The organism is Paenibacillus sp. FSL R7-0313 (genome assembly GCF_037969885.1).
Lineage (GTDB): Bacteria > Bacillota > Bacilli > Paenibacillales > Paenibacillaceae > Paenibacillus.
This window is the reverse complement of sequence record NZ_CP150219.1, coordinates 5,560,983-5,584,752: the sequence shown is the minus strand read 5'-3', so window position 1 is coordinate 5,584,752 and position 23,770 is coordinate 5,560,983. Positions and strand designations below refer to the sequence as shown.

Annotated in this window: 24 protein-coding genes; 22 read left to right on the top strand and 2 right to left on the bottom strand. The window is 48.1% G+C overall.

What is annotated here, in order from left to right:
- The first annotated feature begins 16 nt into the window (after nt 1-16).
- From NSQ38_RS24190 to NSQ38_RS24150, 9 genes are all read left to right on the top strand, one after another.
- Nucleotides 17-847 (top strand): hypothetical protein, encoded by an 831-nt coding sequence (locus NSQ38_RS24190; RefSeq protein WP_074094615.1) that lies wholly within the window; start codon nt 17-19, stop codon nt 845-847.
- A gap of 6 nt (nt 848-853) precedes the next feature.
- Nucleotides 854-1,402, top strand: a complete 549-nt coding sequence (locus NSQ38_RS24185; protein ID WP_017689072.1) for a WXG100 family type VII secretion target — start codon at nt 854-856, stop codon at nt 1,400-1,402.
- 186 nt (nt 1,403-1,588) lie between these two features.
- On the top strand, nt 1,589-1,864 hold the full coding sequence (locus NSQ38_RS24180; protein ID WP_017689071.1) for a WXG100 family type VII secretion target: 276 nt from the start codon (nt 1,589-1,591) through the stop codon (nt 1,862-1,864).
- Nucleotides 1,865-2,022: 158 nt separating this feature from the next.
- The gene (locus NSQ38_RS24175; RefSeq protein ID WP_339784497.1) at nt 2,023-4,098 is read left to right on the top strand and encodes a hypothetical protein; all 2,076 of its coding nucleotides are present in this window, start codon (nt 2,023-2,025) and stop codon (nt 4,096-4,098) included.
- Nucleotides 4,099-4,137: 39 nt separating this feature from the next.
- Complete coding sequence (locus tag NSQ38_RS24170) at nt 4,138-4,890, top strand: vWA domain-containing protein (RefSeq protein ID WP_076330724.1); 753 nt, start codon at nt 4,138-4,140, stop codon at nt 4,888-4,890.
- Nucleotides 4,891-4,900: 10 nt separating this feature from the next.
- Complete coding sequence (locus NSQ38_RS24165) at nt 4,901-5,743, top strand: protein phosphatase 2C domain-containing protein (protein ID WP_338593902.1); 843 nt, start codon at nt 4,901-4,903, stop codon at nt 5,741-5,743.
- A 223-nt stretch (nt 5,744-5,966) separates the two neighbouring features.
- Nucleotides 5,967-6,773 (top strand): SDR family NAD(P)-dependent oxidoreductase, encoded by an 807-nt coding sequence (locus tag NSQ38_RS24160; protein ID WP_017689067.1) that lies wholly within the window; start codon nt 5,967-5,969, stop codon nt 6,771-6,773.
- 153 nt (nt 6,774-6,926) lie between these two features.
- Nucleotides 6,927-9,446: an ATP-dependent helicase HrpB gene (hrpB, locus tag NSQ38_RS24155; protein ID WP_339784495.1), complete on the top strand. Its 2,520-nt coding sequence runs from the start codon at nt 6,927-6,929 to the stop codon at nt 9,444-9,446.
- A gap of 521 nt (nt 9,447-9,967) precedes the next feature.
- Complete coding sequence (locus NSQ38_RS24150; RefSeq protein ID WP_339784493.1) at nt 9,968-10,570, top strand: general stress protein; 603 nt, start codon at nt 9,968-9,970, stop codon at nt 10,568-10,570.
- Between the two features lie 177 nt (nt 10,571-10,747).
- Here the strand turns inward: NSQ38_RS24150 and NSQ38_RS24145 are convergent, their stop codons facing one another.
- A complete protein-coding gene (locus tag NSQ38_RS24145; RefSeq protein WP_339784491.1) occupies nt 10,748-11,140 on the bottom strand; it encodes a DUF202 domain-containing protein in 393 nt (130 codons plus the stop codon).
- A gap of 72 nt (nt 11,141-11,212) precedes the next feature.
- Here NSQ38_RS24145 and NSQ38_RS24140 point away from each other — a divergent pair, with 72 nt between their 5' ends.
- The 7 genes from NSQ38_RS24140 (at nt 11,213) to NSQ38_RS24110 (ending at nt 17,638) form a co-directional block, all read left to right on the top strand.
- A complete protein-coding gene (locus tag NSQ38_RS24140) occupies nt 11,213-12,361 on the top strand; it encodes an acyltransferase (RefSeq protein ID WP_339784489.1) in 1,149 nt (382 codons plus the stop codon).
- A gap of 515 nt (nt 12,362-12,876) precedes the next feature.
- A complete protein-coding gene (locus tag NSQ38_RS24135) occupies nt 12,877-13,251 on the top strand; it encodes a helix-turn-helix transcriptional regulator (RefSeq protein WP_017689061.1) in 375 nt (124 codons plus the stop codon).
- A 2-nt stretch (nt 13,252-13,253) separates the two neighbouring features.
- Nucleotides 13,254-14,261, top strand: a complete 1,008-nt coding sequence (locus NSQ38_RS24130; RefSeq protein WP_339784487.1) for a Gfo/Idh/MocA family oxidoreductase — start codon at nt 13,254-13,256, stop codon at nt 14,259-14,261.
- A gap of 269 nt (nt 14,262-14,530) precedes the next feature.
- Complete coding sequence (locus tag NSQ38_RS24125; RefSeq protein WP_339784485.1) at nt 14,531-14,971, top strand: ribonuclease; 441 nt, start codon at nt 14,531-14,533, stop codon at nt 14,969-14,971.
- A gap of 14 nt (nt 14,972-14,985) precedes the next feature.
- A complete protein-coding gene (locus NSQ38_RS24120; protein WP_339784483.1) occupies nt 14,986-15,261 on the top strand; it encodes a barstar family protein in 276 nt (91 codons plus the stop codon).
- A gap of 261 nt (nt 15,262-15,522) precedes the next feature.
- Nucleotides 15,523-16,812, top strand: coding sequence for an MFS transporter (locus tag NSQ38_RS24115; RefSeq protein WP_338593913.1), 1,290 nt, complete (start codon nt 15,523-15,525; stop codon nt 16,810-16,812).
- Nucleotides 16,813-16,945: 133 nt separating this feature from the next.
- A complete protein-coding gene (locus tag NSQ38_RS24110; RefSeq protein WP_339784481.1) occupies nt 16,946-17,638 on the top strand; it encodes a helix-turn-helix domain-containing protein in 693 nt (230 codons plus the stop codon).
- 191 nt (nt 17,639-17,829) lie between these two features.
- On the opposite strand, the gene NSQ38_RS24105 is transcribed toward NSQ38_RS24110, so the two are convergent.
- Nucleotides 17,830-18,396 carry a TraR/DksA C4-type zinc finger protein gene (locus NSQ38_RS24105; protein ID WP_036609176.1) on the bottom strand — a complete coding sequence of 189 codons (567 nt, stop codon included), beginning with the start codon at nt 18,394-18,396 and terminating at the stop codon, nt 17,830-17,832.
- A gap of 198 nt (nt 18,397-18,594) precedes the next feature.
- Between NSQ38_RS24105 and NSQ38_RS24100 the strand changes: the two genes are divergently transcribed.
- The 6 genes from NSQ38_RS24100 (at nt 18,595) to NSQ38_RS24075 (ending at nt 23,757) form a co-directional block, all read left to right on the top strand.
- Entirely contained in the window at nt 18,595-18,972 is a 378-nt protein-coding gene (locus NSQ38_RS24100) for a DivIVA domain-containing protein (protein ID WP_017689054.1), read from the top strand.
- A 42-nt stretch (nt 18,973-19,014) separates the two neighbouring features.
- Complete coding sequence (locus NSQ38_RS24095) at nt 19,015-19,449, top strand: Rrf2 family transcriptional regulator (RefSeq protein WP_017689053.1); 435 nt, start codon at nt 19,015-19,017, stop codon at nt 19,447-19,449.
- 36 nt (nt 19,450-19,485) lie between these two features.
- Complete coding sequence (locus NSQ38_RS24090) at nt 19,486-19,983, top strand: metallophosphoesterase (RefSeq protein WP_339784479.1); 498 nt, start codon at nt 19,486-19,488, stop codon at nt 19,981-19,983.
- Between the two features lie 345 nt (nt 19,984-20,328).
- Nucleotides 20,329-21,243: a sugar phosphate isomerase/epimerase family protein gene (locus tag NSQ38_RS24085; RefSeq protein ID WP_339790685.1), complete on the top strand. Its 915-nt coding sequence runs from the start codon at nt 20,329-20,331 to the stop codon at nt 21,241-21,243.
- A complete protein-coding gene (locus NSQ38_RS24080; RefSeq protein ID WP_339784477.1) occupies nt 21,240-22,412 on the top strand; it encodes a Gfo/Idh/MocA family oxidoreductase in 1,173 nt (390 codons plus the stop codon). Before NSQ38_RS24085 ends, NSQ38_RS24080 begins: the two co-directional genes overlap by 4 nt.
- A 247-nt stretch (nt 22,413-22,659) precedes the next feature.
- Nucleotides 22,660-23,757: a Gfo/Idh/MocA family oxidoreductase gene (locus NSQ38_RS24075; RefSeq protein WP_339784475.1), complete on the top strand. Its 1,098-nt coding sequence runs from the start codon at nt 22,660-22,662 to the stop codon at nt 23,755-23,757.
- The last annotated feature ends 13 nt before the right edge of the window (nt 23,758-23,770 follow it).

Genomic DNA, 23,770 nt, shown 5'->3' with positions numbered 1-23,770 from the left:
GGGGAGGTGGCTCATAATGTTGACGGTTCATGATTCTAAGCAAAAGGTAGTCACGTTGCAAACAAAGGAACTTTTTTTCCTGGCTGGTATTCTCGGTTCAGACCGACTGCTTGGTGTGGAAGATCCGTTTCGCGGCTATATGGCGGAGGATATCGCGATGGAGTGGGAGCGTGTCAAAACCTCCCTGCTTGACAAAGGATATCTGATTCGGGATCAGGATACCGATGAGCTGATCATGACACCGACCGTTTTCTCGAGGGTAGCCATTGCCGGATTGTCCGACAGAGCTTGTTGGATTCGCTACACGATCAACAGCAAGTCGTATGAGAGTTATATCCATTGCACGGATGAGCGGGTCGTTGAAGTTTCCCGTGTTGACGACGTACCGGACTCGTTCCGGCTCAGCGATCTGGGAAGTGTTCGTGAAGCCATTGATGTTCTGATAGAGCGGATGAAATGGAGCGGCCATTCTCCTGCGGAGAAACCGGCCCTAATGTGCTCCAAGAAAAAATTTTATGATGTCATGAATGAGCTCGAAAACAGCGGGGTACAGACCGTAGCAGAGGAACTTGAACAGGAGACAAGTGATCCTGAGGGCTCACTTGCACTGGCACGCTGTCTGGTGGGTAAGGAGTCAGACGGGGAGCTTAGGTTGCTCGTATGGAATGAAGATGGGTGGAAGTCGCAGTCCGCAGCGTTTGCTGCAAGTGCGGTATCCAACTGGTTGTTCCGGATGAGCACTGCGGCTTCAGATGATTGGCTAGTTGCAGCACTGACGACTAGAGAACAGTTTCACGAGATGCTGCTGGACTGGCTTAAACAGCCTGCAGGGGAAGAGGAAAGGTGATGGTAAATGCGCATTCGTGTGGAACCGGATGTGCTTCGGGCACTGAGCAAGCAGATTCAGTATGCAGCGGAGCAAATACAGCAAAAGATGACAGTGTTGGATCAGGCGATTCATTCGCTGGAGTGGGAGGTTGAATCCCGCGCAGCGGTGATGAATGAATGGAATCACAGTAAACGACTGGGCGAGGATGCGCTGCGTCGATTAATGGACTTAAGCGTACAGCTGGGACGCAAAGCGTTGTTATTCCAGCAGGCAGACATGGAGTATCGTTCCGTGCTGAGTCATGTGAACACAGCCTATGGTAATGCGGTCAATATGCTGAATGTTCTTCAGAACAATCGTACAGGAGAAATCATGCCTGCACATTCTGCAACTGTAGCTGTAGTATCCGATCCCCTTTCCGCAATGGCGGCCGTATATCGTGTACAGGATGCCGCTCCGCCTGATGGCTCCCCGGCTACATTAGTCCAGGCTATGCAGCCTGAGCCTGTAGCTTGGAGATTCACAGATCCTTCCTTTCGGGGAAGAAGAGGGACCGAGCCTGTGGTTTCCTGAACAGGGTGAATAAAAGTAACAGCAGAAAGTGAATCTTTTTTTGTAAATAGGCTGTTAGGAGAAGTTTCAAGTGCTGAAAATGGGGTAAATAGGATTAGGTCCTTCGGCTTTTGTCCGATCGATCCTGGTATAGTACAATTTGAACAAGTAAAAATTTAATTGCACAAACCAAGGAGGAATTTACCAATGGCAGGACGTATTTTAGTTACCCCAGAGCAGCTTGATCAGGTTTCCAACCAATTTAAACAAAGCGGTGAGCAAAGTCAGCAAATCGTATCTACATTGACTCAATCCATCACAAGCATGGAAGGACAATGGGAAGGTATGACAAAGCAACGCTTCTTCCAGGAGTTCCAAGAAGCTAGCAAACAAATGCAATCATTCGTTCAAACGCTGAACAGCATCAGCGCTGAACTTACAGCTATTGCTAACAAATTCCGTACAGCTGACCAAGCTCGTTAATCTGCTTTACATAGATCAGGCCGATGTGAAGTCTGAATTCGCCCTGAATTATAGGTGGATAGCAAGCTGAAGATGTACAACTACAGCAAAAACCGGGCGTTGTCACAACACCCGGTTTTTGCTGCAACTATGACACTAGGACAGAGAGAGGGATAAGCATGTCTTTTCAACCAAATCCCGGGGATGAAGTGGTGATTAACGACATTGCCTATACGATTGGGCAACATCCGGCTGCGCCGGGTCTGGCTTATGCCCAAGCCGGAAGGCAGGGGATTGTTTATCAGTTGTTACCCCGAAATGGTTCCCTTCATGGGGCCAAAGCACTAAAAGTCTTTTTTCCTAAATTCCGTATTCCGGCTATGGTATATCAGTCTGAGCATATGGAGTCCTATAGTGAACTGCCAGGTTTGCAGGTATGCAAGCGTGATGTGCTCACTCCGGAAAGAAACGGAGCGCTCATTGGAAAACATCCCGATCTGTTATATGCGGTGTTGATGCCATGGGTGCAAGGTCAGACCTGGTTCGATGTGATTAGTGATCAGAGACAGTTGACGGCTGAGGAAAGCCTGAAGCTGGCCAGAGCGCTTGCTGGAACGGGTTCGGCTATGGAACAACGTGGACTGGCTCATTGTGATATGTCCGCTCCCAATGTAATGATTCCGTTTTTTTCCGAAGTGGAGAACCTGGGGAAGACGTCTGCGGTAGAACTTGTGGATGTCGAGCAGATGTACGGTTCCAAGATGGATCGTCCGGATGCCCTGCTTGCCGGGTCGCCCGGTTATGCAGCCCATCGAACAGTGCACAGCGGTTTGTGGAGTTCATATGCTGACCGATTTGCCGGAGCTGTTATCATTGCTGAAATGTTAAGTTGGTCAGACCCCGTGATTGTAGAGAAAGCATGGGGCGAAAGTTATTTTGACCAGCATGAAATGCAAACGGTAAGTGAACGGTATTATGCGATGCGGGAGTCCCTCGAGAAACGTTGGGGTTCCAAACTGTCCGATCTGTTCATTCGAGCTTGGGAAAGTCACGATCTGAGCAGCTGTCCGACGTTTGGCGAGTGGTATGTTGCATTGGCTGCGGTAGACGTGGATCAGGCCAATGCGGCTGCTGCTGTGACGTCGGAAGAAGAAGCTGCCAATCCGTCCGAAGCTGATGTGAATCTGAAAAAGAGCTCAGAACCAGTAAATGAATCGGTGAATACGCAGGACGGGAACATTCCTCAAACGCCGCACTCTCCCGATCAGGAAGCGGTTGTGAACCGTCTGTTCCTGCAAGCAAGAGCCCTGGAGGATGAAGATAAACCGGCTGCAGCACTGGAAGTGTACCGCTCGCTTTATCATTTTATTCCTCATAACAGCGCGATGCAGATGGAAGTTGAGGCTGCAATTAAGGAACTGGATGCCAAGCTTAATCCAAAAGAAGACACAGACAAGCCTGTACATGTGCCATTCTACAGATCCAAAAAGTTCATGATTTCCTCCGCTGTGCTTATTGTATTGCTGGCAGGTGGCGTGCCAACGGTCAAAATACTCGCCGATCAGGCAGAGGTGAAGCAGAAAGAACAGCAGGAAGCCACACGACTGGCAGATATCAAAGCTGCGGAAGAGGCTGAAGCTGCAAAGGCAGCTGCGCTCAAACAGCAGGAAGAGCAGGAGAAGCAAAAGGCCGCTGAGGCTGCGAAACTGGATGCAGAGGAAAAGAAAAAGCTCGCTGAAGCCAAGCAGAAGGAAGCGGAAGCAAAGAAAAAAGAAGAAGAACGCAAGGCGCTACAGGCCAAGTACGACAAACAGGCGAAATATGAGGCCTATCTGGTGAAGCAGGAACAGCAGAAAAAAGAAGCCGCCAAGAGAGCGCAGCAAGAGAAGTACGATAAACAGGCAAAATATGAAGCTTATCTGGTCTGGAAAAAAGAGAATGATGCCAAGCTTGCAAGACAGGAAGCGGAGCGTAAAGCGGCTGCTGAAGTTAAACGTCAACAGGAGATTGCTCAGAAAGCCGCGCTCAAGAAAAAACGAGCCCAGAATGTAGTCACGCTGATTGCTCATTACAATAAAACGTATAACGCACAAAAAGGCAGAAAGATTGAAAATGCGGAAGCGTATGCCCGTGATTTCAAAAATCTATATAATACCGATGCTGCTTATTTCAAAGGGGTCGGTAAAGTGGCAGCTCGAATGAGTGCCATTAACAAATTCCTGAGCAACACCAGTTATACGTTGCCCAACTTATAAAATAACACGTGAATGAATGACGGAGGTGACTCACCCTAGATGAACTACACGATTCAAGCATCACAGCGTACACCTGCACTTATCATATATTTAATTGATATTAGCGCCTCCATGAATATGGTTCTGGAAAATCGTCGACGGATTGACGTTGTCTATGATGCCTTATCTCTTGCGATCCGCCAAATGGTATTTCGCTCTACCAAGGGTAATCGTCTGACACCTCGCTATCGTATAGCCATATTGGCATACAGCGATGATGTATATGACTTGTTAAACGGTATCAAAGGAATTGACGAGATCGCTGCAGTTGGTTCTCTGCCTGACTTGACACCGAAACGGTTTTCGGATTCTGCGAAGGCTTTCTTGCAGGCTGAAAAGATTCTGCAGGCCGAAATTCCGAATATGCAGGATTGTCCTGCACCACTTGTGTGCCATATGACCGATGGGGTAGCCACAGGTGAAGATCCCGAGCCCATTGCGAAAAGAATCATGGGCATGAGTGTACCTGATGGCAATGTGCTGGTGGAGAATATTTTTATATCGGATCATCTGCTGGAAGGGCCAATTGCTGAACCTAGAAGATGGAAGGGAATCTCTTCGGAAACAAATCTACAGGATGAGCATGGAGAGAAGCTGCGGAATATGTCATCCGTCCTGCCCGAAAGTTATCGGGAAATGCTTGTTGAAGCTGATTATTTGCTTGCACCCGGTGCACTCATGATGCTGCCAGGTACATGTGCAGAATTGGTATCAATCGGGTTCCAGATGTCCGCTGCTACGCCTGTGAGATAGGAGGGGAATCATGAGAGCGATGCGTTTGGCAACATTGTCTGCTGGAGATAAGGGGGGCCATGCCGAGCAACGGCATGGCAACTTTCGCTATGTGAGTGTACAGACGGGAGAACAGCCACTAACCCGCTATCAGGGCACAATTAAGTGCAGATATGGTTATGGCAGAGCGGCTGAGACGGTACATCAGGGAGATACCGGACAGGACTTTGCTGCGGTACGTATGAAAGGAAATGTCTGCAATTTTGTATTGTGTGATGGCGTAGGCATGAGTTACCTGGGCGATTTTGCAGCGCGTTTTCTGGGGAATGCTTTGCTGGATTGGTTGGAAACGACGCAGAATCCGACGGAGGATGCCGTGGAGCGTCTTCTTCATGACCTGACCCTTCCGGCATCCGAGCAACTGGAGAAATTACAGCCACTGGAAAGTTCCCCTTTGCTTCTACGTGAAGTGTTGATGGAAAAGCGAAGTCGAGGCAGTCAAGCCATGTATGTATGTGGACGGATTGAGCTTACGGGAGGTGGTCGCAAAAGTCGGGTGTGGCTTGCGTGGCAAGGAGATTCCCGCATTCGTCTGTGGCGTAATGGCCAGGAACAGTCTGAATTATTTCAGACTCACTGCAAGACAAATGAGCGTTGGTCTACACTTGAAGGACCTGTTGGTGGTAAGCCGCACATCTACGAGATGAAAGGATCCGCAGGAGATTCATTACGTCTTCAGTTATATACGGATGGATTAAATGATCTGGATGCCATTCAAGCCTATGTCCCGGATGAACACATTCAGGTACTGCTGGATGCCACACATACCGGCGGTCTTGAAGATGATGCCGCTTTCATTGAGCTGGAATGGTGAGTGCCAGTTACAAAGTTGTGGACCGATCCTGATATTGCTGTGACGTTGGTGTTGATCAACGGTGAAAAAACTTGCTGGTGTTGATTTAAAAGACACTCTTTTTGGGTAATCTTGTGAAGAATTGATTTTAAGTGCGTGTTCAAAAAGGTCGGTTTTCAGTACCAATGATGAGCTTGAACGTACATTCTTACATAATTGCTAAATCAAAGGAGTGGAATGGATAATGACACAACATAACGGCAAGTCACGTTTCCAAGGCAAGGTTGCGATTATTACCGGAGCAGGCTCCGGTATCGGGAAGGCCACTGCGGTTAAGCTGGCTAAAGAGGGTGCACATGTTGCATTGTTTGATCTGGTGAATGATCGAATCTCGGAAACGGAAGCAGAGATTAATGCGCTGCACCCTGGTGCGGCAAGAGCATTTGATGTAGACATTTCCGACCCGGCACGTGTGGAAAAGGCTGTGCTGGAAACGGTTGAGTTATTCGGCGGTTTGGATATTGTTTTTGCCAATGCGGGCATTAACGGTGTATCGGCACCCATTGAGGAGATTCAGGTTGAAGATTGGCAGCAGATTATTACAACCAACCTGAATGGAACATTTTTCACCATTAAGTATGCATTGCCTCACGTGAAAAAACGGGGTGGAGGCAGTATCATCATCACGAGTTCGATTAATGGCAATCAACGCTTCTCAAGCTTTGGCATGTCGGCGTACAGCACGTCCAAGGCAGGGCAGGTTGCTTTTGCGAAGATGGCTGCGCTGGAGCTGGCGAAGTTCAAGATACGTGTAAACGTGATCTGCCCAGGAGCGATTGCGACAAATATCGATCAAAGTACGGTCAAAACGGATGATCTGCAACAGATCATTATTCCGATGGAGTTCCCGGAAGGACAGCAGCCACTTGCGGACGGGCCGGGTCAGCCGGAACATGTTGCCGATCTGGTAAGTTTCCTCGCATCTTCCGAATCCAGACATATTACCGGAGCAGAGATCGTTATTGATGGTGCCGAATCATTGCTCAGCTAAGTGAGCACTCCGGATAAATTTCATTTTTGCTTAGGCGTGTCTTAGGGTGTGTCTGCGATAGTCGTTCCTCTGGAACGGCTTTTTTTGTTATAATGCTAACATTCGATTAAAGATACTGAAGAGCAGTAGGGTACATTCATTAGGAGCGATAATATGCATATAGAGTTACCGATACAAGAGATTATTCCGGAGTTAAGACAGTTATTTCGGGATCAAGATACAGGTGTGTTAATTGCAGAGCCGGGGGCGGGAAAAACAACTGTTGTACCGCTGGCTTTGCTGGAGGAGCCGTGGGTTGCGGGACGGAAAATCATAATGCTGGAACCCCGAAGGCTGGCTGCGCGTTCGGCTGCATCGAGACTGGCGGCTACGCTTGGGGAAAAAGCGGGGCAGACCGTAGGATACCGTGTACGCATGGATACCCGGGTGAGTCAGGCGACGCGCATTGAAGTTGTGACGGAAGGGGTATTGACCCGGATGTTGCAGCAGGACCAGGGGCTTGAGGATACGGCGATGATTATATTTGATGAATTCCATGAGCGTCACCTACACGGGGATTTGGGTCTGGCTCTGGCATTGGAATCGCGAGCGATGTTACGTCCAGATCTGAAATTGCTGGTGATGTCGGCGACCCTTGATCCTGTTCCCGTTTGTGGGTTGCTTGGCGAAGGTACAAAATCAATTCATTGTCCGGGTCGCACGTTTCCGGTGGAAACACGATATGTGCCGAGACCAGCAGCCATGCCGCTGGAACAATTCACGGCTCAGACGGTGACGAGGGCATTAGCCGAACAGGAGGGAGACGTGCTTGTTTTCCTTCCTGGCGCAAGAGAGATACACCGTACAGAGCGAGAGTTATTAAACAGTTCTCTTCCTGCGCATGTGAAAGTTCATTCCCTGTATGGCAGTATGCCGGTGGAACAACAGGATGAGGCCATACGCCCGGCGGCTGAGGGCTCACGCAAAGTTGTGTTGTCGACCTCCATTGCGGAATCCAGTCTCACACTCGCTGGAGTTAAGATTGTGGTGGATGCGGGGCTGAGCCGAGCATCGGCATTCTCGCCGCGCACGGGCATGAGCCGGCTTGTTACCCTGCCGGTGTCCAAGGCGTCAGCCGATCAACGGCGGGGTCGTGCAGGGCGAATTGCCCCAGGGGTGTCTTACCGGCTATGGAGCGAAGAGGTTCATGGGGGGCTGCCTGAGGCAGCTCGCCCGGAGATCACCTCCGCGGATCTTGCGCCGCTTGCGCTGGAGCTTGCCGTCTGGGGTGTCCAGTCCCCAGCAGAGCTGCAATGGCTGGACACTCCGCCTGACGCCGCCTACGGCCAGGCACAGGCGCTGCTGCGCCAGCTGGGCGGCCTGGACGACGCAGGCCGCATCACGCCCTTCGGGCGGCGGATGAACACGCTTGGCGTGCATCCGCGACTGGCCAGCATGCTGCTCCGCGCGGCGGAGCTTGGGCTGGCCAGCTACGCCAGCATGCTGGCGGCACTGCTGCAGGAGCCTGCGGGCCTCCGCAGCAGTGCCAGTGCAGGCGCGGGCACGGACCTCCGCCCGCGCGTAGAAGCGCTGCTGACCGCTGACAGCAGCGGCATGCCGCAAGCGGCAGCAGCTGTCGCAGACGGCGCGGCCGTGCGGCGCATGCTCCAGGAGAGCCGCCAGCTGCGCTCGGCGCTCGGCCCGGCGGCCGATCCGGTGCGGCCGGATGAGGACAGCTGCGGATTGCTGCTGTCCTTCGCCTATCCGGACCGGATCGGGCAACGCCGGGAGGACGGCCGCTATCTGCTGAGCAGCGGCCGCGGCGTACGGCTCGCAGCGACAGAATCGATGAGCCGTTCAGCGTATCTGGTCGCAGCCGAGGCAGACGACCAGGGCGCAGATGCGCGCATCCTGCTGGCTGCGCCGTTGCAGGAGCAGACATTGTTGCAGGCAGGTCAGCACTTGCTGCACAATGAAGTGCAAGTGGCATGGGATTCCAATACCCGCAGCGTGCGCGCACATAAGAGACTTCATATTGGAGCCCTTGTGATTAAAGAGAGCAGTATTGCACAGCCACCTGAAGATCAGGTGCTGGAAGCACTGTTAACCGGAATACGAATGGAAGGGCTGGATTGTCTGCCCTGGACAAAAACATCCAGACAACTTGCGGACAGGCTGCGGTTCCTGCATCTCCATCTACCTGATTGGCCCGACCTGATCGAAGATGATCTGACCGAAGAGCTGGAAGAACATCTTACCCCTTATCTGACAGGCATGCGATCGGCAGCCGACCTGAAGAGATTGTCGATGCAGGATGTATTACTGGGTGGATTGAGCTGGACGCAACGACAACAACTGGACGATGAGGCTCCGACGCATATACAGGTGCCCAGTGGTTCACGTATTCCGGTGGACTACAGCCGTCCAGAGGCCCCTGCTTTAGCGGTGAGATTACAGGAGATGTTTGGACAACAGGAGACACCGCGTATAGCGGGTGGGCGAGTCCCGTTGACCATCCACTTGTTATCGCCAGCTCAGCGACCTGTACAGGTTACACGAGACTTGGCCAATTTCTGGCGAGAGACGTACTTTGACGTCAAAAAAGATCTGAAAGGTCGTTATCCGAAGCATTACTGGCCGGATAATCCACTTGAAGCGGTCGCCACAAATCGGGCCAAGCCACGGGGGAAATAGATGAATTATTTCGTTTTTTCAGATATCAACGACACGTGTCTGGAGCACAACGTGAAGCGGGAGCGCTAACGAACTTGTGACGTCTTATTCAGCGATGTGAAGCGCCGCAGCAATCTAAGGAATCTGAAACACCTTATATCTGAATAACCAGCTGTTTACAACGGGTTTGTCAGGTAATTTTGGTAAATAACGTGTCTCATGTTCCTTACAAACTTAAATGAAGACCCGAAGGCTAAATAAGACGTCCTCGGTTCCTTAGAAAATCGTCTGGGACAATCCGCCAGGATCAGCCACCCTGTACTTCAAGATGTTCTGGACGCCGATGTCCTTCCACGTAAGAGTATGCCTGACAACGTATCACATGCCTGAGTTTGAATGCACAACCTGATGAGGATTAAAAGCAATGAACATCAGCAATTTTTTACTATCAACACATAGTATATTGACTTGCAAACGTTTAAAAGAAACTTAGGCGGGTAATAACATAGCGAACCACTCAATAATATGAGGAGGGATTCACTATGCAGAAGAAAATCGTAGGTGTGTTTAATACAGAACGTGAAGCATCGCAGGCTATCGAGGGTTTGAAAGCACAAGGATTCACTTCAGATGAAATCTCCGTTGTTACACAAGATCGAGATGAACTGAAGGCCATTCGGGAAGAGACAGGTACCAAAGCCCCTGAAGGCGTGGCTGCGGGTGCAGCAACAGGTGGTGTACTTGGTGGCGTGGCTGGTCTGCTTGCAGGTATCGGTGCACTGGCCATACCCGGCATAGGACCCATTCTGGCCGCAGGCCCCATTGCAGCAGCATTTACCGGTGCAGCTGTAGGTGCGGGAGCTGGCGGATTGGTGGGTGGTCTGGTCGGTCTCGGTATTCCGGAAGAGGATGCTAAACAGTATGAGGAGTATGTACAGAATGGCAAAATTCTGCTGCTCGTAGACTCCACAGATCGGGACACCGATGTGTACGATGTGTTTAGCAGCAACAGCCAACTTAATCGGGACAGAGCGCAAGTTCATGGTGCAGATGTACCTGCTGAACGTCCGGATCTGGATATGGAAGAACGCAGATTGGAAGCCCAAAACAAGGCAGCGCGATTCGGTAACAATACATTCCTGTAATCTTGCCGTGAATTTAATCGATATGAAATAAAACCCAATGACTTATTATCTGCAAAATGGAATGACATATATGATCCACCAGATGGTCATTAGCCGGTTTCCTTAAGGGAAGCCGGCTTTTGTCCCTGTGTTGCATATGGGTGGGTGTCAATAATATCGGATGGTGTTTTTACCCAGTCAAGCAGGGAATAACAATACATATAACAGAACAGCCAAAGCGAGTCCAATCACCAGTAGCATCATGGTAAGAAACCGGATTAATCCGGTCGATGCCTGAAACTTCTGTTCATTGATTTGTGTACGCTTCCGATGATACGCTGCTGCCGAATACACAATGATGGATATGCCGCCAATCAGAGAAGTTATACCCGTAATAATCGCCGCAATATGTGCAAGCCGATCATACGCCGACGAATTGAAACCAAATCCGGCAGCAAGAAAGCCGATGCCCGCCATGGCAATACCGGTGCGTACCCAGGCCAGAAAAGTTCGCTCGTTAGCCAGATGTTGCTGGACATACTTGGAATCGGTAGTGGTTACGTCTTTGTCTGTTAAAGAAATGTTTATCAACTCCGTTCATTAAATCTACGGCTTCATTGTACTTTGTTTTTATCGCAAAACCAAGAAAGGATGGCTGAATGTATGCCTCGCAAAGAACGAATTACAGAAATAGAGAGCTTAAGGGGAATTGCCTTTGGAGCGGTGGTTCTTCAGCATTCCATCGCACATTACTCTTTAGTCCCGGAGACGAGACTGGAGGATGGTGTGTTACTGGCCATACTGCTGATGCTCTCCAAATTTGCAGTTCCTTTATTCATATTCATAACAGGTATGGTGCTGTTTTATAACACGGGAGACAAGCTGCATTATGGCCAGTTCATAAGAAAAAGAGTAAACGACGTCATCGTGCCTTATCTGATCTGGTCACTCATTTATTTTACACTTGCACCGCGTGGCTGGACCGGATTTGGATGGAATGACATCCCGGACCTAGGTTTGAAGTTGATTACTGGCAAAACGACTTCACACTTTTGGTACATTATTATGCTGATCCAGTTTTATCTGTTATTTCCGCTCTTCTTGCGTGCAATTCGTTATGTATATAACCGATATGAGGCCAAGGGGCGTATGATCGCATTATTGATTTCTGGTGTAGTGTATCTTGTACTTGCGGATCAATTAAGAAACATCGCCAAGTTCATGGAATGGCTGAATATCCCGGTGCTGACAGATGCTTTTACAACGTATGCAGACCGCAATTTCCTCTATTTCTTTATTTATTTTGTGCTTGGTGCAGCAGCGGGGTTATCCGTCCAGCATTGGAATGAATGGATTCATCGATTGCGCTGGATATACTGGACAGTGTTTATTGTTCTGGGTCTGCGGTTTACTTATTTATTAATGCTGGAGTTTCAGAAGCCGGAGGGAATCAAAATTACGTTCTATACGGTCAGCCTGATCCGCCCGGATATGGCACTCTTTCTGATAGCCTCTATTATGGTCATGTACCAGCTGGCCGGAAAACTGCATAACCTCAGAGTTACACGACTGCTGGGATGGATTGGTGGTGTATCGTATGGCGGTTATCTGATGCATATGTTGATGCTGCGGTATAGCTACATTCCGGATGAGTTGTTTTACGTTGCTATGGGCTGGAACCCTGTCGTTCGGATGATCATCACCTGGTTGTTGGCTCTTACATTATCCTGTGTAGTGACATGGCTTATCTCTCGTGTAAGCTGGGGCAAATGGATTGTGGGAATCGTACCGAAGTCTGTTCGCGATAAATGAATCCATCAACATATGAAAAATTCATAATAGATCACCACAGCCGCACAGAAGTGTACGGGAGTACGAGAGTAAACGAACACAAGATACAGGAGCACAGGTAGTACAGCTTTTACAGCTTGTGCACAGTCTTTCTTATTATTAAAATTCGATCTCACGACTCCCTGAGCCCTGAAATAAACAACTTTTGAATCAATTTCATAACTCACTAAAAATGGATTTCTGTAACTGGATATAGACAAATTGAACCGTTTCAATCTATATCCAGCCTTGATTGAAGCAGCTAAAGGTATTATGAAATTGATTATTTTGAATAAAAATTAAAATTTCATTACATGAAAAATTCACAACAGAAAACCTTTTTCCGTGCTTCCCCCAAGTTACCGCGTATCCACACGATTTCTTTCTCACCTTCTTTGAAGATGGACAAAAGGGAGGCAAAGCGGAGAAAGATGGCAGAACCCGAACATAAGTTTTATAATACTAGATATATAGGTTCTGACAGGAGGGGAATGAACGTGGCTTTTATGATTGCACAGCGGGCATTTATCAAGCTGTATCTGATTACAATGGTTGAACAGCACAGGGGGTATGGTTACGAGATGCTGGAGGCGATGAAGCAGGAATTCAAAGACTACGGTTACGTACCACCCCAGAGCGAGGTATATCGGGCACTGCATGAATTGGTACAGCAAGGTGTTTTTTATCGGACAAAGAAACTGAAGGGCAATGATCCAAAGGTCGATTTTCAGGAAATCGTTTTATATCATTTCACGGATGATGGTGCGGAAAAAGCTGAGTTATACAAGAAACAGGTCAAAACGGACCTGGATCGTTGTCTCGGCATGTTACACAAGGCAGAAGAGGACAATTACGGTATGAAAGGAAGATGAGCATGAACAGACAGTTACAGTGGGGGGTACTCGGTACGTCAACCATTGCCAAAAATGCAGTCATTCCGGCAATCCAGCAGTCTGAACGTGGTGAGGTGTTGGCGATTGCCAGCCGCAGCAAAGAAAAGGCGGAAACCCTTGCCGAAGAACTCGGCATTGCCAGATCGTATGGCAGTTATGAAGAGCTCATCGCTGATCCGGACATTGAAGCCGTCTATATTCCTTTGCCTAACCATATGCACAAAGAATGGACCATCAAAGCGGCACAGGCTGGCAAACACGTGTTGTGTGAGAAACCAGCTGCCCTGAATGCAGATGAATCAGCAGAAATGATTGAGGCGTGTGAGCAGCAAGGTGTTCTTTTTGCAGAAGCAATTATGTATCGTTATCATCCCAAGCACAGACGTGTGCAAGAGATTATAGCTAGTGGGGAGATTGGTATCGTTAGAGCCATCCATGGTAACTTTACGTGTAATACCGCTGATGACAAGGAAAATGTAAGGTTCAAAAGAGAGATGGGCGGCGGATCATTATTCGATCTTGGCGTGTATCCGATCTCGGCAGCCCGGATGTATCTGGGACAGGAACCGGAAGCGGTGACCGTACACGCTTTATTCTCGGACGAGCATGATGGAGTGGATATGATGGCGTCGGGACTGGTCGAATTTCCGAATTCGGTAGCCTTAACTTTTGACTGTGGCATGTGGGCTTCAGGACGAGCGGAGATGGAGATTCTCGGGACGGAAGGGCGGATTGAACTGCCAAAAGTGTTTGGCTGGGAGAACAGTGATATTCCACCTCAGATTATTGTGCACACCGATTCGGTTAGCCGTGAGGAGCGTGTGTCGGTGTCGAATTCCTATGTGCTTCAGGTGGAGACATTTGCAACGGCTGTGCTTGATGGAGCAGCTCTACCTTTCAGTCCGGAAAATACCATTCAAAACATGCGCGTGATTGATGCGTGCCTGGAATCGGCTCGAACTCGTCAACGTGTGCAGCTGATCGATTAGATTAGGTCAAGTCAGTTTACACATACTAGTAAATGCAGACTCCATCTTCAGGGATGAGAGTCTTTTTTTCTGTCTTAAAATGTTACAATTATAATATTTTACAATTAAAACGTCTGAATTTGATATTTCTACCAAATTGATGTGATATAAATAGTCATGAGATGACTTGTTTACTATAATCTAGCAGAACGCACAACCAGAAAGTTACAGCTTGCAGGATGCATGTCGTGACAACGTTCATCTACTTTGAAGGATCGGGAGGCCGGATTATGAAAAAGTTGATATCCACCGCATTACTGGCATTGTTGTTAACGTTTGTTTTCCTCACAGGTTCACAGTTCACTCCAGTTGGACAGCAGAAGGCATCTGCTGCAACATGTACCATCATCAATACGTTTACAGGTGTAGCTAACTATTTGAGTGCAAACGGAACGTTGCCATGTAACTTTATTACCAAATCACAAGCAACAGGACTCGGCTGGGTAGCTTCACAAGGAAACTTGGCTGTAGTGGCTCCTGGGAAAAGCATTGGTGGAGACGTATTTGGCAATCGGGAGGGGCTTCTGCCTTCAGCAAGTGGACGTACATGGCGCGAAGCAGATATTAACTATACTTCCGGCTTCCGTAATTCGGATCGGATTGTGTACTCCAATGATGGACTCATCTACAAAACGACAGATCACTATGTATCATTTACACGCATGAAATAGAGGAAGGAGCAGTCATGAACACCGTGATTCTGGATGGAGAAGACTTTGCTAGTAGCGCTGAACTTCATCAGCAATTAAAGGTTAAGTTGAAGCTGCCGGATTTTTATGGGGGTAATCTCGACGCTCTATGGGATTGCCTGACGGGTACGGTTGAACTTCCACTAGAGCTAAGATGGACCAACTACCGAATCAGCGAAGAACGACTGGGGAATGCAGCAGGCCGGGTACGTGATTTGATGTTGGAGGTACAGGCTGAACAGGCTGGATTTCAATTGCGTGTTGAGAAGTAGGCAGCAAATAAAGGCAGTTCAAATATAATCCGTCCAGCCGAGCAGACCACATGTGGTCTGTTTTTTTTGTGTTATAGGAGTTGTTCGAAAAGGTTGTTCAAAAAGTCTTTGTGTTGATTACGAATCATCTGAAAGTAGAGCGAGATTTTACTTTGCTTACTTGTCGTTAAAATTATTTTCACGAAGGTATTGATTTCTGCATAACTTACGTTAAAATAAAATTAACATGAAAAATATTTTAACGTTAGGGAGTGGAAAGTCATGAACGATAACACAGCAGTTGGCAAGCAAGGTATGGGTGAGTTAATACGAATCAGACCGTACATGCAATTTATGCTTAGTAAAGTTGTATCCAGATTTGGTGATTCGATTGATTCGATTGCTTACAGTTGGATGGTGTACATTCTGACCGGTTCGAAAGTGCTGATGGGCACGTTGCTGGCGGTGAATTTTTTGCCCAATATCCTCCTGGGTCTGTTCGCCGGGGCTTTGGTTGATCGCATGTCTCCCAAAAAAGTCATTGTGATTACGAATACTGGCCGCGGGTTGTTTGTGGGGATTACAGCTCTGCTGTTTGGATTGGGTCAACTTGAAGTCTGGCATCTGTTTGTCATTACAATTCTGAATTCTTTGCTGGAATGTTTCACTACTCCTGCGGAAGTGTCCAGTGTCCCCCGATTGCTTCCCCAATCGATGCTACTTTCGGGTAATGCCATGTCCTCTTCCGCAACCAGAGTGGCCGAACTCGCAGGACTTGCAGTGGCGGGTGCCCTTATTGCTACAATAGGCATTGCCTGGACGATCCTGATTGATGCTGGATTGTTTGCGCTAAGTGCTTTAATTATGAGCCGAGTCGGCTATCCTGAAACCTCAACATCTGCTAACAATGATAGTAGGACATCGATTGAAATAGATTCTCTTCCATCCGAAAAAAGTAGTATATTCTCCGAAATGGCAGAAGCTTTTCATTTTCTTCGTAAACATTCCTTATTGTTAATTGTCTCTATCCTGTTTGCCTTCATTAATTTCTGCCTGATGCCGTTTAATGTTCTCCGTACACCCTATGTCATTGAAACGCTGCATGCTGGCGCTGGGGGATTGAGTCTGCTCAGTGGGCTGATGGTGGGAGGCATGTTACTTAGCGGTGTATGGTTGACACAAAGGGGAGCGAAATATCGTAAAAGTGTGCTGGTCATCAGTGGTATTGTCATGTTGGGTCTCAGTTATGCGATGACGGCATTACCCGCTTATATGACTTCCTTCCAACTGCCGGTTGCAGCGGCCTTTTGTCTACTGATGGGTATGGGGATTCCGCTGGCTACAACACCGCTTGGTACCTATCTTATGGAAGTTACCCCTTCGGAGATGCTGGGCAGAGTGTATGCCCTTCAGACTATGCTTGTCTTGAGTGTTGCACCACTTGGGAGTCTGGTTTCGGGAGCACTTGCAGATTGGCTGACCATGCCGGTTCTGTTTATCGTTTTTGGTGTTATGCTGGCCATGTCAGCAGGTATGCTGTTATTTAGCAAAAGTTTTCGAAGTGCTCTGTGAAGATATTCAGAAGTGATCATTAGCCGATTTTCTGTATCAAGTCATTTCCGGCTCGTTTTGACCGAAGTCCTGACGCAGCGGTATAATAGAGACATCGATGGACAACAGGTACCCCGGAAATGAGGATACAGGGATGGAGCACAAGGTTCTTTCAACAATTGAAGAAATTAAAATTTACTCCGATCCGTATCGGATACAGATTATGAATATGTTTAACAAGCAGGGCAGACCATCCACGGTTAAAGAGATCGCCGATCAGATGGGTGAGGTGCCAGCCAAAGTTCACTATCATGTAAAAAAGCTGGAGAAAATCGGTCTACTGACGATCGTTTCCACGCGTGAGATTAATGGGATTATCGCAAAATACTACGAACCGTTTACCGGAGAGATCCATCTCCGTCACGAAGATGAAGACAAGGAAAACTCACCATTGAAACAGGTGTTTCGATCCGAGACGCTCAAATTGTTAAATGAGATGTTTGAACAAAGTCGTCAGCGATTCATGTATCATGCGGAAAACGAAGATCGGATGTTTCTCTCGGATATCACGCTGTACGCAACCCGTGAGGAAGTAGAGCAGTTGTATAAAAACATCATAAAACTCTGTGAACCCTATACAACAAAAGAGAATCAACAAGGGGAACAGGAGGTCTTTCAGTTATTCTCTGCCCTCTCTAAACCTGTAGTGAAAATGCCTGTTTCTAAGACAGATGCAAAAGAGAAAAAGAAAGCTACGTCTGATAAGGGCAAATCAACTCCAAAAATGCCTCGATCTGTGTCTAAGCGGCAGGAGTCTGCAGCATCTGATAGTGAATCGAAAGAATAAATGGATGGAATCCAAGTGTTCAGCGTTATCGCTGGAAGCAAGTAACGGCAAACGTGAGAGTCTGCTTAGGAGAAAACTAGAAAAAGCCGCCCAATGGCGGCTTTTTAATGCGTGATAAGGAAGGCTAATGGTGGAGCAGCCTACGGAATCCAATTCAATTTTGTCGCTTACCGTTTCATTTCATAACGAAGTTACATGTTCTCATCGTAGCCCTTCACATCACGTTTGGCTGCGGTTGCGGGGGAATTAGATGTACCATATTCTTCGACCGCTTCCCAGGCATCTGCGTTGTCGAACTTGCCGGCCCGCTGCTGTCTTCCTTCTCCAGCACCACTCGGAGGCATGGTCATTACTTCTTCTTCAACGGGCCGATCGTTGCTGATCTCCCGATTAGGCGTGTCGTCAATACAGTAAGCGGTATAAGGGATAGCCTCAAGTCGTTCGAAGGGAATATCTTCTCCGCACGTTACACAGGTTCCATATGTACCTTGCTCCATACGTTCCAATGCGTCGTTCACTTGATTGAATTCGTCTGTTAATGTATCGTCAATCGCCAGATCACGGCTACGTTCGAATGTTTCTGTACCCGCATCTGCCGGATGATTATCATAGGAGGACAGTTCACCAGTTGAATCTTTCAGCGACTCGACTGGAGCACCGTCTTCCATGCTGGATTCAAAATGACGCTGCAAGTTTTCACGTTGCTCCAAAAGGGCGTTTTTCAGTATTTGATGTTGATCTTTAGTTAATGTACTCATAAGGGCATGCTCCTTTCCCGTTGTGGGGTGTAGTGAGTCTTTACCCGAATTGGGTGAAAAGCAATCATTTCGTGAGGAATAGGGCTGTATCGTTTTATATCTGACGGATTATGTGTTATAAAAAATAGAGAGAGAAAATGCCGTATGTTCTTTACAGGAATTAGAACCACGGCTTGGCTTATAATGGAGGTTGTCAATATGGATGAACATATGAAACGAAGATTGGATAAACAGAGACAATTGTTCAAACAATTGGGTGTGCAGCTAGATGCGTTATCGATTCATGAAAAACAATTTAATTATAAACTTCGTGGTTATGATCCGGATGAGGTAGATGCTTATCTTGACCTGGTCATCAAAGATTACGAACGTTTCTATGCCAATATTGCAGATCTGATGGACAAATGGCAAGAACAGCAGTTAACGATCCGTGATCTCAAGTCGTCTGCAAAACCGGTGGAAGATCCGACCAAGATTGATCGCAAACAGCTGGATGATATTGTGAAACAACTGGAGTACAGTGTGCGACAGCTCAAGATCAGAGCACGTCCCGAAAAGGATCTGTTCTCTGAATAACGGCAGCATGTCCTGGATTATATTAAATAAAGGTGGTTAATCATGAGTACTCATTTTTCGGTCAGTGTGCATTGTTTGTTGTTATTGTCTCTCAGCGCGCCTGAACGAATCACGTCTGCACATATTGCAGGTAGCGTGAATACCAACCCTGTCGTCGTCAGACGTATTCTGGGCGGGCTGAAAAAGGCGGGATTGGTGAACTCCTCTCCTGGAACAAGAGGTTTCTACTTAGCGAAGCCATCAAGTGAAATCACATTAGCCATGATCTATCAGGCTGCCAAGGACGAAGGTCCATTGTTCCCGATTCATGGCAATTGTAACCCGGATTGTGAAGTGGGCTTGCATATTGACAGCTTGCTGACCAATCTGTATCAGGTTGCCGAGGCGAAGGTGGAGCAGTTCTTTGCATCCATTACACTTGAAGATATGGAACGTTCCTGTACTCAGATGCAAGCTGTTCCATCACAGACAGAGTAGATTGTAATCAGAGGTAAAGGAAAGGTGGGTTGTTATATGAAAATTGTAGTCATCTCTGACACGCATTGTTCACGTAAATCACAGATATTACCGGTTAGGCTCCTTGATGTACTGCCGAGTGCCGATCTTATTCTTCATGCCGGTGACTGGTCGGATTGGAGCGTATACCCATTGCTTAGCGAGTATGCACCTGTTGAAGGCGTAGCTGGTAATACGGACCCGTCCGAAATCGCGGAAAAACTGGGGTATTCCCGTATTGTTGAAGTGGAAGGACTTCGTCTGGGGCTTGTGCACGGGCATCTGGGATCAAAGGGTACGGAGCAGAATGCAATTCATACCTTTGCAGGCCAGCATCTGGATGCTGTGATCTACGGACACTCACACATCCCAGTGATGCATACCGTGGACAACACGCTGGTATTTAATCCGGGGTCGCCTACGGATAAACGTTTTCAGAAGCAATACTCATTTGGCATCATGACAATAGATCAGGGGAAAATACAGGCTGAACACGTATTCTTTGATCGGGATTAGAGAGATATACGCTGGTTGCAAGTTGGACGAGTACAAGAGCCAGAACCAACTACTGAAGTGGCGACTGGATAACTGATAGGGAACCTTTTCCTCAAATTTCATCTTATAGATAAAAAGATTATTGTACAAGGCATCTTTGAGCAGAATTCAAATCTGTTCCAAGGATGTCTTTTTTGATTTGAGATCACATCATTCTCTTGGGAAGTTATCTCTGAATGGGGAATGTGCTCAGTTCGTTATCTGTCATTCATCTGTTGGCGTTTTCCCCTATGGTGACGTTCAGTGGAGTGATACAATGCCTTTACGACATGAAATGAATACGTTTACATAAGGAGATGGATCATGATGAAACTGTCTGTATTCACGGTGGCTACCCCTGATCTGAATGCAGAAGAATTGGCATCGGCTGCGGCAGCAGCGGGGATTGATGGAATTGAATGGAGATTCCGTGGAATTCCTGAAGATGCTATGTCTGAAGAGCCTTCATACTGGAGAAATAATCGATGCTCCGTAGATCCGAGCCGCTGGGAAGAACAGGTTCCTGTTTTTCGTGAAGCAGCGGTAGGGCAAGGTAGAAAATCCATCGCACTTGTACCGTATCTGGACTGTGGAGATCTGTCTGCCACCGAACAGGCGTTTCAGGCTGCGGCTGGTTTAGGAGCATCTATGATGCGTGTGGGTGTTCCTGGATATGATCGCAAGACCAGTTATCCTGAGTTGTATCGTAAAGCCGTGGATTACCTGAGTGAAGTACAAGATCTGGCCAAACAGTACAACATCAAGGCGATTGTAGAGACACATCATCAGACGATTGCTCCGACCGCATCGCTGGCCTATCGGCTTGTGCAATCGCTCGACCCGCAGCATGTGGGTGTATTGTACGATCCAGGCAATATGGTGCATGAAGGATATGAGAATCATCGGATGGGACTTGAGTTGTTAGGCCCTTATCTGGCTCATGTACATGTAAAAAATGCCGGGTGGTTTGAAGCAGAAGGGAAAGATTCGCAAAAGGCTAATGTGACTGAGAAGAGCAGCGGAGTGACTCTGAATACAGCCTGGAAATGTCACTGGACGCCGCTGACTGAAGGCATGGTCGATTGGGTACAGATGGTGCGGGATCTTCGTGCCGTCGGGTATGACGGATACTACGGAATAGAGGACTTTTGTGGTGCCTTGGAATCCAAGGCGATGTTACAGCATTTTGCAGACGTTTTCGAAGAAATTGAGCGTCGTGTGGACGAGGAGGAGCAGTCATGAGTATCGTACGAGTAGCGGTTATTGGTATAGGAAACATGGGAGCAGCACATGCCAGAACGTTGGTGGCTGGAGAAGTACCCGGTGCAGAGCTGGTCGCCGTATGTGATGTAAGAAGAGAGATGGAGAGCTGGGTATCCAGTCACCTTCCGGCAACGGTCACCTATTGGCAGGATGCAGAGCAGATGATGGCTTCGGGTACGATTGATGCAGTCATTATTGCAACGCCGCATTATGATCATCCGGAACAGGCCATTCAGGCTTTCAAGCATGGCTTGCATGTCATGATCGAGAAGCCGGCCGGTGTATATACGAAACAGGTACGCAAGATGAATGAAGCGGCCGCAGCCAGTGGCAAAGTCTTTTCCATGATGTACAACCAGCGGACCAATCCACTCTACATTAAGCTGAGAGACTTGATTGCTTCGGGCGAACTGGGTGAGGTACGGCGTACCAACTGGATTATTACGAACTGGTATCGATCCCAAAGTTACTATGATTCCGGCGGCTGGCGGGCAACATGGGCAGGTGAAGGGGGCGGTGTACTGATTAACCAGGACCCGCATCAACTTGATCTGTGGCAGTGGACCATCGGCATGATGCCGGTGCGAATGCGTGCTTTCTGTTCGTTTGGCAAGTATCGGAACATTGAAGTGGAAGATGATGTAACAGCTTATGTGGAGTATGAAAATGGAGCAACGGGTGTCTTCGTAACGACTACTGGAGAAGCACCGGGTACCAATCGATTTGAGGTCAACGGAGACCGGGGTAAAATCGTTATTGAAGATGGAAAACTTACGTTCTGGCGACTTCGGGAATCTGAGCCTGAATTCAATCAGCGGTTTACCGGAGGTTTTGGGCAGCCAGAATGCTGGAAGTGTGAGATTCCGATTACAGGTGTGGAAACGGGGCACCCGGGTCTGATTCGTAACTGGGTTGATGCGATTCGTACAGGCGTACCACTTATTGCTCCCGGTGAGGATGGTATACACGGATTGACGTTATCCAATGCGATGCTGCTGTCCACTTGGACGGATAACTGGGTGGATCTGCCGATCGATGAGGATCTGTTCTACGAGCATCTGCAGGAACGCATTGCTGGTTCAACGACAAAGAAAGAAAAGGCATTCAGTGGCAGTCAACCTGCTGATCTGAGTCAGACGTTTAAATGAAGACGATTTGTTATATAAGTTGAACTAATCATTTACACGTAACGGAGAGGACAGAAAAAACCTGGAAAAGCGAAGCGTTCGCCTTTATCCCCGGATTTTCCCCTTTGGAAAAGGGAATCAAAAAATCTGGGGATAACAGCGATTGGAAGGTTATTCTGTCATCGTAGTGTCTGTGTGAATAATCTCTAGTTCAGCTTATATAGACGAGTTCATTGTAATCAACATTTTATAATAAGGATGGGATGACATGGCTAAAGACGGGATGTTCTATGCACCAAAAAGTGTTACAAAAGAGGTCGTATGTGGTCCGGGTGAGTTCACGATTGCTGCTGTCGCGCTGGATCATGGACACATCTACGGCATGGTTGGGGCATTGTTGGAGGCTGGTGCTACCCTCAAGTGGGTGTATGATCCGGACCCGGCGAAGGTAGCGGCATTTCAGAAGCAGTTCCCACAGGCTCAAGTTGCTGGATCTGAAGCCGAAGTGCTTGCAGATGATGAGGTGTTATTGGTGGCAAGTGCAGCGATCACTTCAGATCGTGCGCCGCTTGGCATGAGAGTTCTGGCCGCAGACAAGGATTATTTTACAGACAAAGCCCCATTTACCACGCTGGAGCAATTAAAGCTTGCACGAGAAGAAGTGAAGCGAACGGGCAAAAAGTACATGGTGTATTACAGTGAACGACTGCATGTAGAAAGTGCGATCTATGCGGGGCAGCTTATCGAACAAGGGGCAATCGGCAAAGTAGTGCAAGTTATGGGCACAGGCCCGCATCGCCTGAATGCCGGAGGAAGACCCGACTGGTTCTTCAAGCATGAGCAGTATGGCGGCATTCTATGTGATATCGGGAGTCACCAGATCGAACAATTTCTGACGTTTGCATCATGTACGGACGCTGAGGTAGGGTTCAGTCGTGTGCATAACTTCAATCACCCACAGTTCCCGGAACTGGAAGACTTCGGCGAAGCTTCTCTGATTGGTGATAACGGAGCTTCCGGTTACTTCCGAGTGGACTGGTTCACACCGGATGGTCTGGGCACATGGGGCGATGGGCGTACGGTTATTCTGGGAACGGACGGTTATATCGAGCTGCGGAAGTATATCGATGTTGCGAGAGAACCTGAAGGAGATCAGGTCTATCTGGTAAACCATGAAGGCGAGTTTCGCTACAGCGTGAAGGGCAAGGTCGGTTACCCGTTCTTCGGCCAACTCATTCGCGATTGTCTGGACCGGACCGAGACAGCCATGACACAGGAACATGCATTCAAAGCAGCAGAACTCTGCCTGATTGCACAGCATAAAGCGATGAGCGAGCGCGTGGTGTGGAGTAGCGGAGCGAAGTAAATGTTTTAGGTGA